Source organism: Alcanivorax sp. MD8A (genome assembly GCF_002888555.1).
Classification (GTDB): domain Bacteria; phylum Pseudomonadota; class Gammaproteobacteria; order Pseudomonadales; family Alcanivoracaceae; genus Alcanivorax.
Map to the genome: position 1 here is coordinate 52,126 of NZ_AQOQ01000003.1, position 14,978 is coordinate 67,103.

The 14,978-nt window shown below is 59.2% G+C and carries 16 protein-coding genes; 8 read left to right on the forward strand and 8 right to left on the reverse strand.

The features are described from left to right. Positions 1-27: 27 nt before the first annotated feature. Genes A15D_RS02310 through pilG form a run of 5 tightly spaced genes read right to left on the reverse strand, consistent with a single transcriptional unit; the run spans position 28 to position 4,371 of the window. Positions 28-906: a protein-glutamate O-methyltransferase CheR gene (locus A15D_RS02310; protein ID WP_102790606.1), complete on the reverse strand. Its 879-nt coding sequence runs from the start codon at positions 904-906 to the stop codon at positions 28-30. Positions 907-937: 31 nt separating this feature from the next. Continuing rightward, positions 938-2,965: a methyl-accepting chemotaxis protein gene (locus A15D_RS02315; RefSeq protein WP_102790607.1), complete on the reverse strand. Its 2,028-nt coding sequence runs from the start codon at positions 2,963-2,965 to the stop codon at positions 938-940. 58 nt (positions 2,966-3,023) lie between these two features. Continuing rightward, positions 3,024-3,572 carry a chemotaxis protein CheW gene (locus A15D_RS02320; protein WP_102790608.1) on the reverse strand — a complete coding sequence of 183 codons (549 nt, stop codon included), beginning with the start codon at positions 3,570-3,572 and terminating at the stop codon, positions 3,024-3,026. 14 nt (positions 3,573-3,586) lie between these two features. After that, on the reverse strand, positions 3,587-3,955 hold the full coding sequence (gene pilH, locus A15D_RS02325; RefSeq protein WP_022986008.1) for a twitching motility response regulator PilH: 369 nt from the start codon (positions 3,953-3,955) through the stop codon (positions 3,587-3,589). Between the two features lie 32 nt (positions 3,956-3,987). After that, the gene (pilG, locus tag A15D_RS02330; RefSeq protein WP_102790609.1) at positions 3,988-4,371 is read right to left on the reverse strand and encodes a twitching motility response regulator PilG; all 384 of its coding nucleotides are present in this window, start codon (positions 4,369-4,371) and stop codon (positions 3,988-3,990) included. Positions 4,372-4,615: 244 nt separating this feature from the next. On the opposite strand from pilG, the gene gshB reads away from it, so the two are divergent. The 4 genes from gshB (at position 4,616) to ruvX (ending at position 7,857) form a co-directional block, all read left to right on the forward strand. Beyond that, positions 4,616-5,569, forward strand: a complete 954-nt coding sequence (gshB, locus tag A15D_RS02335; RefSeq protein ID WP_102790610.1) for a glutathione synthase — start codon at positions 4,616-4,618, stop codon at positions 5,567-5,569. Between the two features lie 133 nt (positions 5,570-5,702). Next, entirely contained in the window at positions 5,703-6,578 is an 876-nt protein-coding gene (locus tag A15D_RS02340; protein ID WP_102790611.1) for an energy transducer TonB, read from the forward strand. Between the two features lie 192 nt (positions 6,579-6,770). Next, positions 6,771-7,331: a YqgE/AlgH family protein gene (locus tag A15D_RS02345; protein ID WP_022986004.1), complete on the forward strand. Its 561-nt coding sequence runs from the start codon at positions 6,771-6,773 to the stop codon at positions 7,329-7,331. A 124-nt stretch (positions 7,332-7,455) separates the two neighbouring features. Beyond that, on the forward strand, positions 7,456-7,857 hold the full coding sequence (gene ruvX / locus A15D_RS02350) for a Holliday junction resolvase RuvX (RefSeq protein ID WP_102790612.1): 402 nt from the start codon (positions 7,456-7,458) through the stop codon (positions 7,855-7,857). 57 nt (positions 7,858-7,914) lie between these two features. Here the strand turns inward: ruvX and A15D_RS02355 are convergent, their stop codons facing one another. Together A15D_RS02355 and A15D_RS02360 are read right to left on the reverse strand one after the other, a co-directional pair. Then, the gene (locus A15D_RS02355; RefSeq protein WP_233192032.1) at positions 7,915-8,502 is read right to left on the reverse strand and encodes a YceI family protein; all 588 of its coding nucleotides are present in this window, start codon (positions 8,500-8,502) and stop codon (positions 7,915-7,917) included. Beyond that, a complete protein-coding gene (locus A15D_RS02360) occupies positions 8,502-9,089 on the reverse strand; it encodes a cytochrome b (RefSeq protein ID WP_022986001.1) in 588 nt (195 codons plus the stop codon). Before A15D_RS02360 ends, A15D_RS02355 begins: the two co-directional genes overlap by 1 nt. Before the next feature lie 362 nt (positions 9,090-9,451). On the opposite strand from A15D_RS02360, the gene pyrR reads away from it, so the two are divergent. The 3 genes from pyrR (at position 9,452) to A15D_RS02375 (ending at position 12,558) form a co-directional block, all read left to right on the forward strand. Beyond that, the gene (pyrR, locus tag A15D_RS02365) at positions 9,452-10,018 is read left to right on the forward strand and encodes a bifunctional pyr operon transcriptional regulator/uracil phosphoribosyltransferase PyrR (RefSeq protein WP_369825808.1); all 567 of its coding nucleotides are present in this window, start codon (positions 9,452-9,454) and stop codon (positions 10,016-10,018) included. Between the two features lie 268 nt (positions 10,019-10,286). Beyond that, entirely contained in the window at positions 10,287-11,288 is a 1,002-nt protein-coding gene (locus tag A15D_RS02370; RefSeq protein WP_022985999.1) for an aspartate carbamoyltransferase catalytic subunit, read from the forward strand. Further along, positions 11,278-12,558 carry a dihydroorotase gene (locus A15D_RS02375; protein WP_102790613.1) on the forward strand — a complete coding sequence of 427 codons (1,281 nt, stop codon included), beginning with the start codon at positions 11,278-11,280 and terminating at the stop codon, positions 12,556-12,558. The genes A15D_RS02370 and A15D_RS02375 overlap by 11 nt, the downstream gene beginning before the upstream one ends. Positions 12,559-12,607: 49 nt before the next feature. Here the strand turns inward: A15D_RS02375 and A15D_RS02380 are convergent, their stop codons facing one another. Next, positions 12,608-13,303, reverse strand: coding sequence for a TetR/AcrR family transcriptional regulator (locus A15D_RS02380; RefSeq protein ID WP_022985997.1), 696 nt, complete (start codon positions 13,301-13,303; stop codon positions 12,608-12,610). 171 nt (positions 13,304-13,474) lie between these two features. On the opposite strand from A15D_RS02380, the gene A15D_RS02385 reads away from it, so the two are divergent. Beyond that, the gene (locus A15D_RS02385; RefSeq protein ID WP_102790614.1) at positions 13,475-14,917 is read left to right on the forward strand and encodes a coniferyl aldehyde dehydrogenase; all 1,443 of its coding nucleotides are present in this window, start codon (positions 13,475-13,477) and stop codon (positions 14,915-14,917) included. The last annotated feature ends 61 nt before the right edge of the window (positions 14,918-14,978 follow it).

The following is a 14,978-nucleotide window of genomic DNA, read 5'->3' on the forward strand; positions in this document are numbered from 1 at the left end:
CCTGCCTTCCTTGAGGCAGGCTTTTTGTTATCTACAGCGCCGAAAGGCCAGCGTATCGGCAAAGTGCACCCGTTCCAGATCCGGATGCTGCCAGTCTGTTACTTCCCCGGGGCCCAGTACCAGCATCCCCCCGGGGGCCAGCCGCTCGGCCAGCCGGTTGACGATCTGTCGTTTCCGCCAGCGCCGGAAATAGATCAACATGTTCTGGCAAAAAATCAGGTCCATGTTGTTCATGGGCGCATTGCCCAGATCCAGCACATTGAGCCGGGCGAAGCAGATGCGCTCCTTGAGCTGTGGCGCGACGCTGACTGTCTGGCCGTTCTCGGACGGCAGAAAATATTTTTCCCGCAGGCTCGGATCCACCTGCAGGATGCGTCTCGCCGGATACTCGCCTCGGCGGGCTTTCGACAGGGTGGGGAGGCTGATGTCCGTTGCCGTGATGCCATAGAACAGCTTGCGGTCGTTACCGGAAAACTGTTCGTTGATCAGCATGGCAAGGGAGTAGGCTTCCTCACCGGTGGAGCACCCCACGCTCCACACGTCCAGATTGGCAGCGTCAGGCTGCTCAGCCATGAAGCGCTGTACGAATTCCTCCACCAGGGCAAACGAGCCGGGGTGACGGAAAAAACTGGTTTCCTGCACGGTAAGCCGGTCCACCAGCACCGACCATTCCATGGCCCGTGATTCGGTGGTGCCCACCATCAGGTGTTCATAAAAGGTATCGTAGTCCTCGATGCCCAGCTCGCGCATGCGAATGCTCAAGCTGGTTTCAAGGAAGGTCTTGCGCTCATTGGACAGCGTCATGCCGGTACGATCTTCCAGCAACGCCTGCCATAGCTGGAATTGCTCCATATCCATGGCTGGCGTGTTCTTGATCGACCAGCGATCTGTCATGGCCGCACCCATCGCAAGACTCCGTTACCCGGCATCAACCGGATCAGGAGTGCTCCGGCAGGCGGAAGCCGGCAACGGAGTTACGCATTTCCTGAGCCATCTCGGCCAGGTTACCAATGGACCGTGCGGTGGCAGTGGTACCCGCCGAGGTCTGAGAGGTAATTTCCTGGATCACGTTCATGGTGTTGGAAATGTGACCTGCTGACGCCGCCTGCTGGCGCGCCGCGTTGGAAATGTTCTGGATCAGGTCAGCCAGGGTCTTGGATACGTTTTCAATCTCTTCCAGTGCCACACCCGCATCCTGCGCCAGGCGAGCCCCTTTCACTACTTCGGCCGTGGTGGCCTCCATGGAGATAACCGCTTCGTTGGTATCGGTCTGAATGGTTTTTACCAGGGTCTCAATCTGCTTGGTGGCCGCCGCAGAACGTTCCGCAAGGCGCTGTACCTCATCCGCTACCACCGCGAAGCCCCGGCCGGCTTCACCGGCCATGGACGCCTGAATGGCAGCATTCAGTGCGAGGATGTTGGTTTGGTCCGCAATATCGTTAATCAACGATACGATGTCACCAATCTCCTGGGAGGACTCACCCAGACGCTTGATCCGCTTGGAAGTTTCCTGAATCTGCTCGCGGATCGTGTCCATACCGTGAATGGTTGCCTGTACCACTTCGGCACCCTTGTTGGCGATGGCTACCGCCCGTTCCGCTACCGCGGCAGATTCCGCGGCGTTGGCCGATACCTGGTCAATGGACACCGCCATCTCGTTCACCGCCGCCGATGCCCCGGCGATTTCCTGCGCCTGGTGCTCGGACGCCTCGGCCAGGTGCATGGCCGTAGACTGGGTTTCCTGGGCCGCCGATGCTACCTGTACCGCCGTGTTGTTAATGGTCTGTACCAGGCTGCGCAGCTGGTCAATGGAGTAGTTGATGGAGTCCGCGATGGCCCCGGTGAAGTCCTCGGTTACCGTCGCCTGTACGGTCAGGTCACCGTCAGCAAGGTCGCCCAGCTCATCCAGCAGACGCAGAATCGCCGCCTGGTTACGCTGGTTTTCGCTTTCCAGTTCTTCTTTCTTTTTCGCTTCCTGACGGTTCCGCTGAGCCATGATCAGGAAGAACAGCAACACCGCGATGGCGGCAGACATGCCGCCCAGGGTCACCGACGGGAAGAAGGAACCGGTGGAGTCCTCGAACTGGTTGTTCAGGTTGGTCGCTTCCTGGAGCAGATCCTGTGAGCGACGGAAGATGGTGTCCGCCGCGTTACGCACCTGGAACAGCTCCGGGGCCGTTTCCAGGATCTCGTCCACGGACTGGGTAACGAATTCGTCAAACAGATCGGCCACCTCGGCCAGATAATCCAGCGCGTCCGGGTCGTTGACCTGATCAATACCCATGGCGCTGTCACCTTCGATCATGCCATTCATGACACGACCGAACAGGCTGGCATCACGCCCAAAGGAATCCGCTGCGATCACCGCACCGTCGCCACCCTCCAGCACCTTGGAGATGGAACGCACGATACGCTCGGCCAGCCAGGATTGGCGCTGCGCAAAGGCGATCTGTTCCGGATCGGAATCCGTGGTTACCAGAATCTCCACAACGCCTTCGTATTCCGCCTGCAGGGAAGGAATGGTCTGGGCCAGGGTGTCTGCCACTTCGTGCAGATCCAGAACCGGGTCTTCCCCTTTCAGGATGGTGGAGGCGTTGTTGTTTACTTCGTTCCAGAGTGTCTCCAGACGCTGCTTCACCTGCGGGTCGGCCATGGGCTCGTCTTTTACCGCATCCCAGGCGTCCTGGAACCCTTTCCGGGATTTGTCGAGAAGCTCGAAGGCGTCGGCGTTACCGGCAGCCGCTTCCAGGGCATTCTTGGCGAGCTGCTGGGAAATTACCCGCATCTCGGAGGCCCGGGTGATGTTTTCCTGGGCCCGGTTCGCCGTGGTGGCAGAAAGCAGGAAGTTGACCAGTGCCAATACAATAAAGATGGCAAGGCCGATATACAGTGCAATGTTCAGCGAATTACCGCCGCTCGCACCCCCCCGCAGTTTGTCGAAAAATGCTCCCGGATTGAACTTCATAGTCTGGCTCCTGGCCTGGCGTTCACTCTTCTTATGTACCCCAAAGTACGCGCTGCAGTTAGCCGGTGCGGGCTACCTGCATGAAGCGCGGGTCCTCTGCCAGCCGGCTAAGGCTAAACACGGACCAGTACTCCCCTTCCCGCCGATAGGCCCCGCGCACATACCCTGTGACGGAGGGGTCGCTGACCGGCAGTGATTCCACAAATTCATCAATGGGGAAATGTTGCATCCCCAGCACCTCATCCACCGTCATCCCGGTGTAGAGGTCATCCTGATCCAGCACCAGCAGTCTTCGCCGCCGCTCCTGAATCGGTGAACTTTTTTCCAGAAAACCGCTGAGATCCATCACGGTCATCAGGCGACCCCGCACGTTGGCGATCCCCTTCATCCAACTTTGTGCGCCCGGTATCCGGGTATAAGAAGGCACCGTCAGGATTTCGGAAACCTCATCCAGCGGTGCCACATATTTCTTGCCATCGAGCACAAAACCCACGCCGCTCCAGTAACTCACCGCATCCTGCTGCATGGGCAGGTCACGGGCCTGCTCACGGCAACGCTGATGGTATTCGGCAAGCTTGATATAGGGGGCTGACGCGGTTGCACTCATGGAAAGCTCCTGGTTCAGCTGTCGGCCAGCATGCGGTCGACGGTTTGCAGGAGCACATCTTCATCCACCGGCTTGGTCAGGTAATCCCGGGCGCCCTGGCGTTTACCCCAGACACGGTCGGTTTCCTGGTCCTTGGTGGTCACGATGACGATGGGAATGTGAGCGGTATCGGCACCTTTGGTGAGCTGGCGGGTGGCCTGGAAGCCATTCAGGCCCGGCATGACCACATCCATCAAAACCAGCTCTGGCAACTCGGAGCGGGCCATGGCCACGCCGTCTGCCCCGTTGGCGGCCTCGAGAACCTCGTGGCCGTGCTTTTCCAGAATCTCCCGCAACTTGTAGGTCTCGGTGGGAGAGTCATCCACAATCAGAATACGTGCCATCTTTTCCTCTTCCGGTTACGCGGCTACGCCGCTTAACCTGACATATGCTGACGAATCGCCCCAAGCAGCTCGTCCTTGGAGAACGGCTTGGTCAGGTATTCGTCGGAACCCACGATGCGGCCCTTAGCCTTGTCGAACAGGCCGTCCTTGGAGGACAGCATGATCACCGGGGTGGACTTGAAGGCACTGTTGTTCTTGATCAGCGCGCAGGTCTGATAACCATCCAGCCGCGGCATCATGATATCCACGAAAATGATATTGGGTTTGCTGTCGGCGATTTTGGCCAAGGCATCGAAGCCATCGGTGGCGGTGATCACTTCACAACCTGCTTTTTTCAACAAGGTTTCGGCGGTACGACGAATGGTTTTGGAATCGTCGATCACCATTACCTTGAGGTCTTGGAAATTGTCAGTCATGGAAACTGCCTTTAACCGTGAACCGTAATTGGCCGCAACTTATTGTAATTTTTGGCCTTTTTAGTAATTCGATGGGCGGGGCCTATGGCATTATCAACCCAAGCGAAGTTTTTAACACAGATTCTACAATCAATCTATAAGACCCTGTGAAACTTGAGAAAGCAGGCCGCAGTTGACTGCATAGCGAACACCCTTCAGCGCTGCTAAGATTGGCCAGCCCCGTACCCGTCCCAGTGGAGACCCCATGAGCCTGCGCATTGGCGTGGTGATGGACCCCATCGCCAAGATCAAACCCTGGAAAGACAGCACCTTCGCCATGATGCTGGAGGCCCAGCGCCGCGGCTGGTCCCTGCACTACATGGAGCCAGGCGATCTGTATGTGCGCGATGGTCGCACCTTTGCCGCCACCCGGACACTGACCGTCACTGACAATAACGACGATTGGTACCGTATGGCCGATGCCGTGAATCACGATCTGGCGGATCTGGACATTATCCTGATGCGCCAGGACCCGCCGTTCAACACGGAATACATCTACGCCACCTATCTGCTGGAGAAGGCGGAGCGCGAGGGCGTACTGGTCGTCAACCGCCCCGGCAGCGTGCGCGACAGCAACGAAAAGCTGTTCGCCACCGACTTCCCGCAGTGCTGCGCCCCCACCCTGGTCAGCAGCCAGGCCGGCCTGCTGCGCGATTTTGTACGGGAATTCGGTGACACTGTGATGAAGCCGCTGGATGGCATGGGCGGCAGCAATATTTTCCGGGTCCGCAAGGACAGCCCCAACATCTCAGTCGTGATCGAGGTACTGACCCAGCACGGCAAGACCCCGATCATGGCCCAGCGTTTCGTGCCGGAAATCAAGGATGGCGACAAGCGCATCCTGATGATCAACGGCGAACCGGTGCCCTATGCGCTGGCACGCATTCCCAAGGAAGGCGAGCTGCGAGGCAACCTGGCCGCTGGCGGTACCGGCCAGGGCCGCGAGCTCACCGACCGCGACCGCTGGATCTGCGAACAGGTGGGCCCAACCCTGAAACGCAAGGGCCTGTATTTTGTCGGGCTGGACGTTATCGGCGACTATCTGACCGAAATCAACGTCACCAGCCCCACCTGCATCCGCGAGCTGGATGCCATTTTTGATATCAATATTGCCGGGCAGCTGTTTGACACCCTGCTGGAGTTACGTGAAGGCGCCTGACGGCGCCCTTCCTGCAATCGTTCGACCTGCGTCTAAGTTCAACGCATCATCGCTTGCAGACAGACTCCCGCGACACCCAGAATAGCCGCTCGCATGATCAATAATTAAAAAGCAGTAGCGATAAGACAAACTCATGGCAGCCAATTCCCCCGTCAGCGCCAACGACCGCCTCACCTTTACGGTATTTCTGGCGCTGGCCTTCCACGGCATCCTTGTTTTCGGGGTCAATTTCGCCCCGGAAAAACAGCGCGCCGCGCCCCATACACTGGAAGTCACCCTCGCCCAGTTCCAGAGCGACAACGCCCCGGACGAAGCGGACTTTATCGCCCAGAGCAACCAGGAAGGCTCCGGTGACCAGGCCGACAAGCAGGAACTGACCACCACCGAACAGGCCGACTTTGCTGATAACAAGCTCGAAAACGTGCAGCTCAAGGAGCAGACCACCACCGAGCAGTACCAGCGTCAGTCGCAACTGCTGGTCATCACCACCCAGCGCGACAGCGACTACAAGATCAACACCGAGCAGAAAGACAAGGCGGAGAAAAAGCCGCTGAAAGTGGCCGAACAGGAAAACCTGGCGGACCTGAGCCGGGAGATCGCCAGCCTGCAAGCCCGCCTGGCCGAGCAGAAGCAAGCCTACGCCAAGCGCCCGCGCATCCGCCGCCTGACCTCGGTCTCCGCCAAAGCGCACTATGAAGCCCAGTACATCGATACCTTCCGCCGCGAAGTGGAAGCCATGGGCACCCGCCACTTCCCGCCCCAGGCCCTCAACAGCAACACCTTTGGCGCCGTGCGCCTGCTGGTGGCACTGAACAAGGACGGCAGCATCAAGGAAACCCGCGTACTCCAGTCATCCGGCCACAAGTTCCTGGACCAGGCTGCCGTGCAGAGTGTACGCCTGGCCGCCCCCTTCGATCCGTTCAGCGCCGAAATGCGCCAGAACATGGATGTACTGGAAATCATCCGCACCTGGAAATTCGACAGTAACCGGCGGGTCTCGTCGAAGTAACACCGGCAAGCTACAAGCTACAACGCGGGGAAGCATCCGGAGCCATTCCGCAAACGCACGCGCCGCGCCGCAGCCATGTGCCGATCTTTGGACATTGCAGCGCGGAGTGCCAATCTTGCAATCAACTCCGCCCTGCTTTCGTGTTGAAGCTTGAAGCTTGCAGCCCCTCCCCCGGCGCCGGATACTGTCCCCATGGACGAGACAACCCTGAAACACCAGTTGCTGGTGGCCATGCCGCAAATGGCCGACCCCAACTTCGAACATTCAGTAACCTATATCGTTGAGCACAGCAGCGAGGGAGCCATGGGGCTGACCCTCAACCGCCCGGTGCAGATCAGTCTCGGCGATATTCTTGCCGACATGGATATCGAGATCGAAGTGCCGCCGTCTGAACGACACCGCGTCGTGGCCGGTGGCCCGGTGCAACAGGAAGCCGGCTTCATCCTCCACGCGGCCAGCACCCATTGGCAGTCCAGCATCCTGCTCAGCGATGGCCTGATGCTCACCACCAGCCGCGACATCCTCGAAGCCATCGCCATCGGCGAAGGCCCGGAGCAGTCACTGGTATGTCTGGGCTATGCGGGGTGGGAAGCCGGACAACTGGAACAGGAACTGGTCGAAAACGCCTGGCTCAGCACCCCCGCCAGCCGAGAGCTGATCCTCGACACCCCCTTTGAACAAACCTGGCATGCCGCCGCCGCCCGTATCGGCGTCGACATGAGCCTGATTGCAACCCAGGCAGGACACAGCTGACATGCCCTCTTGCACCGTAGGAGCCATGCTTGCATGGCGAAAAACGCTCTGAGGCACACGCCCAAATCAAAACCTTTCGCCATGCAAGCATAGCTCCTACAGCCTTAAATACCTGACTCGTACTATGATTCTAGCGTTTGATTACGGCACACAAAAAATCGGCGTGGCCAGCGGCAACGAACTGCTGGGTACCGCCTCGCCCCTGAAAGCCCTGCCTTGCAAGAACACCCAACCTAACTGGGATGACATCGCTGCCCTGTTGAAAGAATGGGAGCCTGAGGCGTTGGTGGTGGGCTTGCCTTTGAACATGGACGGTACTGACAGTGAATCCACTGCCCGGGCAAAGAAATTTGCCGGCCGCCTGAAGGGTCGCTTTGGCATAAAGGTCTGGTTGGTAGATGAGCGTCTCACGACTCGTGAAGCGCGCGAGCGAACCGGCATTCAAAAAGCTGACAGCCGGGTGGACTCCATGGCAGCAGTGATTATTGCCGAAGGGTTTTTGAGCGAGGGCGGCCAGCCGGTCTAGCAATTGGCGTAGGGCGGAAATTGGCGTTAGCCAATCTCCGCCGTAGCAGAAGCCCTGTTACTTCTTGATCCCTTCCACCGAGATAATGATCTCTACGGTCTCAGAGGCCGGGCCAAGATTCTTGGTGATGCCGAAGTCGGCCAGTTTGAGTGTGGTACTGGCTTCCAGGCCCATACGGTAACCGCCCCAGGGATCATCGCCGTAGCCAATGAGTTTGGCATCCAACGTCACCGGCTTGGTGACGCCGTGCAGGGTGAAGTCACCGGTGATTTTGGCGGTCTTGTCGCCGGTTTTTTCAATACTGGTGCTCTGGAAGGTGGCGGTGGGGTACTTGTCCACATCCAGGAAGTCGTCACCGCGCAGGTGCTTGTCACGCTCGGCGTGATTGGAATCGACACTGGCGGTCTGGATGGTAGCCTGGACACTGCTTTTTTCCGGATTGTCAGCATCCACAGTGAAAGTGCCATTGAAGTCATTGAAGCGGCCATACAACCAGCTGTAACCCAGGTGGGAAATCTTGAACATGACAAACTGGTGTGCGTCTTTCTTGTCGAACTGATAGGTGCCGCCAGGTTCGGCAAAAGCCAGGGTACTGAGCATCAGGGCGGCGGTGGCCAGGCCCGCTTTTTTCATCAGACTTACCATCATTGTGACTCTCCAGGTGATGACGGGGTTGGGTGTCGCGGCGACAGTCCCAGCATACGGCGCAGGGTATCGTCACGATCAAGAAAATGGTGTTTGAGCGCGGCCAGGGCATGCAGCCCCGCCAACACGATAAGGCTCCAGACAGCGACTTCATGAATATCGCCTGCGATGTCTTCCAGCCCGGATTGATGCCCGGTAAGGGAGGGTACCGAAAACCCGCCAAACACCGACACCGATGAACCATCCGCACTGCTGATCAGGTAACCGCTAACCATCGCCACAAATAACAACAGGTACAGGGCCCAATGGGCGAGATGAGCCAACAGGGTTTCCCAGCGCTGGTGGGTTGGCAGGGATGCCGGGGGAGGGGATAACCATCGCCAGAGCAATCGCACCAGCATGACCGCAAACAACAGAATCCCAATGCTGCGATGGATATCCGGGCCGGTGCGATACCAGGGGTCGTAGTAGCCCAGGTCCACCATCCACAGGCCCAGGGCAAACAGGCCGATCACTGTGGCGGCCACCAGCCAGTGCAGGCCAATGCTGAGCCAGCCATAGCGTGTACGGTCATTGCGTATCGGCATCCTGCTTTCCCTACCCCTCACCGTCGTCCCGTCTTTGGTTGGAGCCGTTCAGACGGCACAAGTTTCAACACTGTACAAAACTTACCGTGAGGGACCGGGTGACTCCCATCCCAAAAAACTGAAGGGTTTGATCGGATGGTTAGTGATGAGGGTGGCTGCGGGAGATCCTTGGGTGTCCTGCAGCCGCTCACAGGCGCTAGGCGATAGAGTGGGAGCGTTCGTTCGACCGCAATGGCCACGCTCGGGCCTTTGTTCGCAGTGGAACCACCGGTCCCACCGTTCGGGAGGAAGGCTTTGCCTTTCAAAACCTGTATCTCGCAACTCGCGCCTGATCAGGCTTTATTCTTTGCACAACAGAGGCCATGCTTGTCTTTCGCCATACAAGCATGGCACCTACCGTCAGTATAGATTTTCTGGAGAGCCCCTTGAGTTGGGACGAACAACAACTACAGACACACCTCAGCAGCATGGCCGCAGCCATTGATGCCCACTTTCACGGCCGCAGCCCGTTGCTGATAGGCATCGAATCCGGCGGCGCCTGGGTCGCCACCGCACTGAACAACAAACTGGCCAAGCCGCTGCCCATGGGCACCCTGAATCCAGCCTTCTACCGGGACGACTTCGATACACGGGGCCTGAAAGCCACAGTCACCCCCTCCAAGCTGCCCTTTGATGTGGATGGCCAGCACATTTTGCTGGTGGATGATGTGCTGATGACCGGCCGCACCATACGTGCAGCCATGAATGAACTGTTCGATTTTGGCCGCCCGGCGTCCATCAGCCTGGCAGTGCTGTTTGATATCGGCCACCGGGAATTGCCGATTCGTGCCGATATTTGTGGCGAAACTTTGGCATTGCCCCCCCATCAACGGGTAGAATTACGCGGGCCCGCCCCCCTTGTGGCGGAGATACGAGACACAATGGCCTAGGCCTGTTATCAGTTTCCTGGGCCGCCGTGTTGCGCCGTAAATAGCGCCAGGCAAGGCGCGAGGAGTGATGTTTGGTTTATCCAAATGAACGACGAGCAACACGGCATGGCGCTATTTACGGCACAACCCGAAGGGCCGGGTCCCTTTTTCCGCAATACGGTGTTGCCGTTCGCTTATGTAGAATAACTACACGGTGCTCACGGCGCCTTGTCTTGCGAAAAAACTGCCACCGGCACGGTGGCCCAGGAAACTGATAACAGGCCTCCGAATGACGCTTGCGCCATCCTCCCGCGTACAACTTACCGACGACGGTAAGCTTCGCCATTTCCTCACCACCGAGCACCTCCCCCGTCCCCTGTTGGAAGACATCCTTGATACCGCCGCCAGTTTTGTCGATGTGGGTGGACGGTCCATCAAGAAGGTGCCGCTGCTGCGCGGCAAGACCGTGGTGAATCTGTTCTTCGAATCGAGTACCCGCACCCGCAGCACCTTCGAGCTGGCTGCCCAGCGCCTGAGCGCGGACGTACTCAACCTGGACATTGCCAAGTCGGCGACCAGCAAGGGCGAAACCCTGCTCGATACCCTGCGCAATCTGGAAGCCATGGCCGCCGACATGTTCGTAGTGCGCCACCAGGATTCCGGCGCACCGTTTTTTATCGCCAACGAGGTCACCCCCAATGTGGCCGTGATCAACGCCGGCGACGGGCGCCATGCCCACCCGACCCAGGCCATGCTCGACATGTACACCATTCGCCACTACAAGGGCGGGTTTGCCGGCCTGAAGGTGGCCATTGTCGGCGATATCCTGCACTCCCGAGTGGCCCGCTCCCAGGTCCACGCCCTGAATACGCTGGGGGCCGAAGAAGTCCGCCTGATCGGCCCCAAAACCCTGTTACCCGTGGATGCCGAAGCCCTGGGCGCCACTGTTTTTACCGATATGGCCCAGGGCCTCAAAGAGGTAGATGTGGTCATCATGTTGCGCCTTCAAAAAGAGCGCATGGACTCTGCCTTGCTACCCAGTGAAGGGGAATTCTTCCGGCTGTACGGGCTCAACAACGACAAACTGCAATTCGCCAAAGAGGACGCCATCGTGATGCATCCGGGCCCCATCAACCGGGGGGTGGAAATCGCGTCAGAGGTGGCTGACGGCCCCCGCTCGGTGATTCTCAACCAGGTCACCTTCGGGATCGCCGTGCGGATGGCGGTCATGTCCATGGCGATCAGCGGTCAGGACAGCGTGGCCGCACAAGGAGGCGCCCATGGCAGCTAAGGCCAATATCCTGATCCGCAAAGGTCGGGTGATCGACCCCGCCTCTGGTCGCGATGATGTGGCTGACCTGTTGATCGAAAACGGGCGCCTGACACGTATCGGCGCCAGTCTCGACGCCCCCGGTGCCGACATTATTGAAGCGGACGGCCATTGGGTGTTGCCAGGTCTGGTGGATGCCTGTGTGCACCTGTCGCTGCCAGGCAGTGGTCGCACTGGCGACATCGCCAGCGAAACCCGCGCTGCCGCTGCCGGTGGTATTACCCACATGGCGGCCCAGCCCGATTGCGGACCGGTCGATTCCACTGCGGTGGTGCGCCTGATTCGCGAACAGGCCGGGCAGGCGGGCTTTGCCCGCATTATGCCCATCGCGGCCATGACCCAGGGGCTGCAGGGTGAACAGCTGGCGGAAATGGCCACCCTGGCCAAGGCGGGTTGTATTGCTGCCGGTAATGCCGGGCGCCGTATTGCCAGCGCCCTGGTGCTGAAACGCTGCCTGGAATATGCCGCCACCTTCGATATGCCCGTCATGTTCCGCCCACAGGACTCGGCCCTCAGTGCCGGCGGTTGTGCCCATGAAGGGCCCGTGGCCACCCGTCTGGGGCTGCCCGGCATCCCGGCCATCGCTGAGAGCGTCGATTTGTCCCGGGATCTGCTGCTGGTGGAAGCCACCGGGGTGCGTGCGCACTTTCAACAGATTTCCAGCCGTCAGTCCCTGCGCTTGCTGCGTGAAGCCAAGCAGCAGGGCCTGCCGGTAACGGCCGATGTCAGCATTCAGCATCTGCTGCTGGACGAATCCGCACTGGAAGGCTTCAACAGCCACTGCCACGTGATCCCCCCGCTGCGCAGTGCCCAGGACCGCGAAGCCCTGCTGGAGGCAGTCGCCGACGGCACCATCGACGCCATTTGCTCCCAGCACACCCCTATCGGTTCGTCCAGCAAGGCGGCACCGTTCCCGGCAACCCGGCCAGGCATGGCTGGCGTGGATACTCTGCTGTCACTGGTGCTGGAACTGGTGGACGAGGGCAAGCTGAGCCTGACCCGGGCACTGGATGCAGTCACCGCCGCGCCGGCACGCTCCCTGGGTATTCAGGCAGGTCAGCTGGAAACCGGTCGCCCGGCCAGCCTGTGTGTGGTGGATGCGCAAAGCCGCAAGGATTATGGCGAACACTGGCTATCCGCCGGCAACAACTCGCCGTGGCGCCGCGCAGTACTGAAAGGCAATGTGAAGCTCACCGTATGCCAGGGCAAGGTCAGCTGGCTGACCGACTGAACCGAGAGAGCGCGGCGGCCGCAAGCCGCGCTCGCCGCCACACCCGGCCTCATTCTTCCCCGGCAAGCTCCATGGGAAACCCCATCAACAGCTGCATGGTGCTGTCCGCCGAGCGGTAACGGTCTTTCATCTCCTGAAGATGGTCACGGGCCTCACCGCGCAGAAAAGGCTCTTCCAGACAGATAATCTGGTAGATGCCGTGGCGCATCAGCCCTTCGTCCAGGGCTTCATCGCTGGCCGCATCCGGGCGCAAACCGTGCACCAGCGCCGCCCAGGTGGACATGATGATCCAGGTGTTCACCATCAGCCCCTGCAGCTGTTCGTCATCGACCTCGATAATGCCACTGCTGCGCAATTCCTCGTAAATCACCGTCCCGCGAACCAGTACCGCCTGCACAAAACGGTGGTAGCTGGCGGCCAGCTGTGGGTCCGCCTGCAGGAAGTGGGACAGGTCCCGGTGAAAAAAGCGGTACTGCCACATGGCCGCCAGCAACCCTTCGAAATAGTACACCTTCACCCGCCAGCTCAGCGGTCCCTGAGGCGCTTCGAGCAGTTGCAGCAACTGCTGCTGATAGCGATCGAACAACCCAGCCACAATCACTCCCTTGTTACGGAAGTGGTAGTACAGGTTGCCCGGGCTGATGCCCAGCGCCTCGGCAATGTGATTGGTGGTCACGTTGCGTTCTCCCTGCTGGTTGAACAGGGCCAGGCTGGTTTCGAGGATACGGTCTTTAGTGCTGGTCATTATGGGCCAAAGGTCGACGTTTACAGAAGCGCTGTTGACTCTTAGAGTAATTACTCTAAAAATCGATTCAAGATTAATTTTTAGGCGGTAGCGAACCGGACTTTGCCGTGGGCTACCGGCAGCCATCTTATACAAAACGGTCACAACAATTGAACTCGGGAGGCGAAGACCATGGTCGCCGAAGTGAAAGAACTGCAGCAGAACAATACTGAAATCCAGCGCATGCAGCGCATTTTTGATGCCCAGAAGGCGGCCTACCGCCAGCATCCCTATCCCACTGCCGAACAGCGTATTGACCTGATCAGCCGCATTCGCCCCATGCTGGTGGACCACCAGGATGCCTGGGCCAATGCCATCAGCGCGGATTTCACCAACCGTGCGGTGGACGAGACCAAGCTGGCCGAGATCATGATTACCCTGGAAGGCCTGAAGTACACCACCAAGCGACTGCGCAAGTGGATGAAGCCCAGCAAGCGTCATGTCAGCGCCCTGAGCTGGCCCGGCAAGACCTGGGTGGAATACCAGCCGCTGGGTGTGGTGGGCATCATGGTGCCCTGGAACTATCCGATTCAGCTGGCCGTCGTACCGCTGATCACGGCGCTCGCCGCCGGCAACCGGGTGATGGTGAAAATGAGTGAAGCCACTCCCCGCACCGGCGCGCTGCTGGAGAAGCTGATTGGCGAATTGTTCCCGGAAGACCAGGTCGCCGTCATCAACGGTGAAGTGGACGTGGCCCAGGCCTTCTCCCAGCTGCCCTTCGACCATCTGCTGTTCACCGGCTCCACCGCGGTGGGCAAACATGTGATGCGTGCCGCCGCCAATAATCTGACGCCGGTGACCCTGGAACTGGGCGGCAAGAGCCCCTGCATCATCGGCCAGGATTTCCCCATGAAGGACGCCGCCGAACGGATTGCCTTCGGCAAATGCCTGAACTCCGGCCAGACCTGTGTCGCCCCGGATTACATTCTGTGCCCGGAACATCGCATGGATGAATTCATCGAGGCCTGGAAAGCCCAGGTGGCGCAGTCGTACCCGACCATGGTGAACAACCCGGACTTCACGGCCATCGTCAATGAGCGTCAGCACAGCCGCCTCACAGGCTACATTCAGGAGGCTCGCGAAAAAGGCGCCACGGTGATCGAGATCAACCCTGCCAACGAAGATTTCACCGGCAGCCAGAAGATACCTCACACCATGGTGCTCAATGTCACCGATGACATGCGCATTGCCCAGGATGAGATCTTCGGCCCGCTGATGATTGTCGTGCCCTACAAGACACTCAATGAGGCCATCGAGTACGTCAATGACCGCCCCCGTCCGCTGGCGTTGTACTACTTCGACTGGAACCAGGACAACTGCGACCAGGTGCTCAAGCACACCCATTCCGGTGGCGTCTGCCTCAACGACACCATCTCGCATGTGGGCGTGGATGACATTCCGTTTGGCGGTATCGGCCCCTCCGGCATGGGGGCCTACCACGGCCCGGAAGGTTTCCAGACCTTCTCCAAGGCAAAAGGGATTTACAAGAAGGGCAAGTTCAACGCCACTAGGTTTATCCTGCCGCCTTATGGCCGGGGCATGCACAAGTTCATGTTCAAGCACATGCTGAAATAATCCTGGAGCCGACCGCAGGACACCACGTCATCCCGGTGCACCCGGGGTGACGTTTTTCACC

Bases quoted from the DNA above. Each gene is read 5' to 3' on its own strand.
- A15D_RS02310 (WP_102790606.1), bottom strand. From the start codon at position 906: ATGGGTGCGGCCATGACAGATCGCTGGTCGATCAAGAACACGCCAGCC.
- A15D_RS02315 (WP_102790607.1), bottom strand. From the start codon at position 2,965: ATGAAGTTCAATCCGGGAGCATTTTTCGACAAACTGCGGGGGGGTGCG.
- A15D_RS02320 (WP_102790608.1), bottom strand. From the start codon at position 3,572: ATGAGTGCAACCGCGTCAGCCCCCTATATCAAGCTTGCCGAATACCAT.
- pilH (WP_022986008.1), bottom strand. From the start codon at position 3,955: ATGGCACGTATTCTGATTGTGGATGACTCTCCCACCGAGACCTACAAG.
- pilG (WP_102790609.1), bottom strand. From the start codon at position 4,371: ATGACTGACAATTTCCAAGACCTCAAGGTAATGGTGATCGACGATTCC.
- gshB (WP_102790610.1), top strand. From the start codon at position 4,616: ATGAGCCTGCGCATTGGCGTGGTGATGGACCCCATCGCCAAGATCAAA.
- A15D_RS02340 (WP_102790611.1), top strand. From the start codon at position 5,703: ATGGCAGCCAATTCCCCCGTCAGCGCCAACGACCGCCTCACCTTTACG.
- A15D_RS02345 (WP_022986004.1), top strand. From the start codon at position 6,771: ATGGACGAGACAACCCTGAAACACCAGTTGCTGGTGGCCATGCCGCAA.
- ruvX (WP_102790612.1), top strand. From the start codon at position 7,456: ATGATTCTAGCGTTTGATTACGGCACACAAAAAATCGGCGTGGCCAGC.
- A15D_RS02355 (WP_233192032.1), bottom strand. From the start codon at position 8,502: ATGGTAAGTCTGATGAAAAAAGCGGGCCTGGCCACCGCCGCCCTGATG.
- A15D_RS02360 (WP_022986001.1), bottom strand. From the start codon at position 9,089: ATGCCGATACGCAATGACCGTACACGCTATGGCTGGCTCAGCATTGGC.
- pyrR (WP_369825808.1), top strand. From the start codon at position 9,452: ATGCTTGTCTTTCGCCATACAAGCATGGCACCTACCGTCAGTATAGAT.
- A15D_RS02370 (WP_022985999.1), top strand. From the start codon at position 10,287: ATGACGCTTGCGCCATCCTCCCGCGTACAACTTACCGACGACGGTAAG.
- A15D_RS02375 (WP_102790613.1), top strand. From the start codon at position 11,278: ATGGCAGCTAAGGCCAATATCCTGATCCGCAAAGGTCGGGTGATCGAC.
- A15D_RS02380 (WP_022985997.1), bottom strand. From the start codon at position 13,303: ATGACCAGCACTAAAGACCGTATCCTCGAAACCAGCCTGGCCCTGTTC.
- A15D_RS02385 (WP_102790614.1), top strand. From the start codon at position 13,475: ATGGTCGCCGAAGTGAAAGAACTGCAGCAGAACAATACTGAAATCCAG.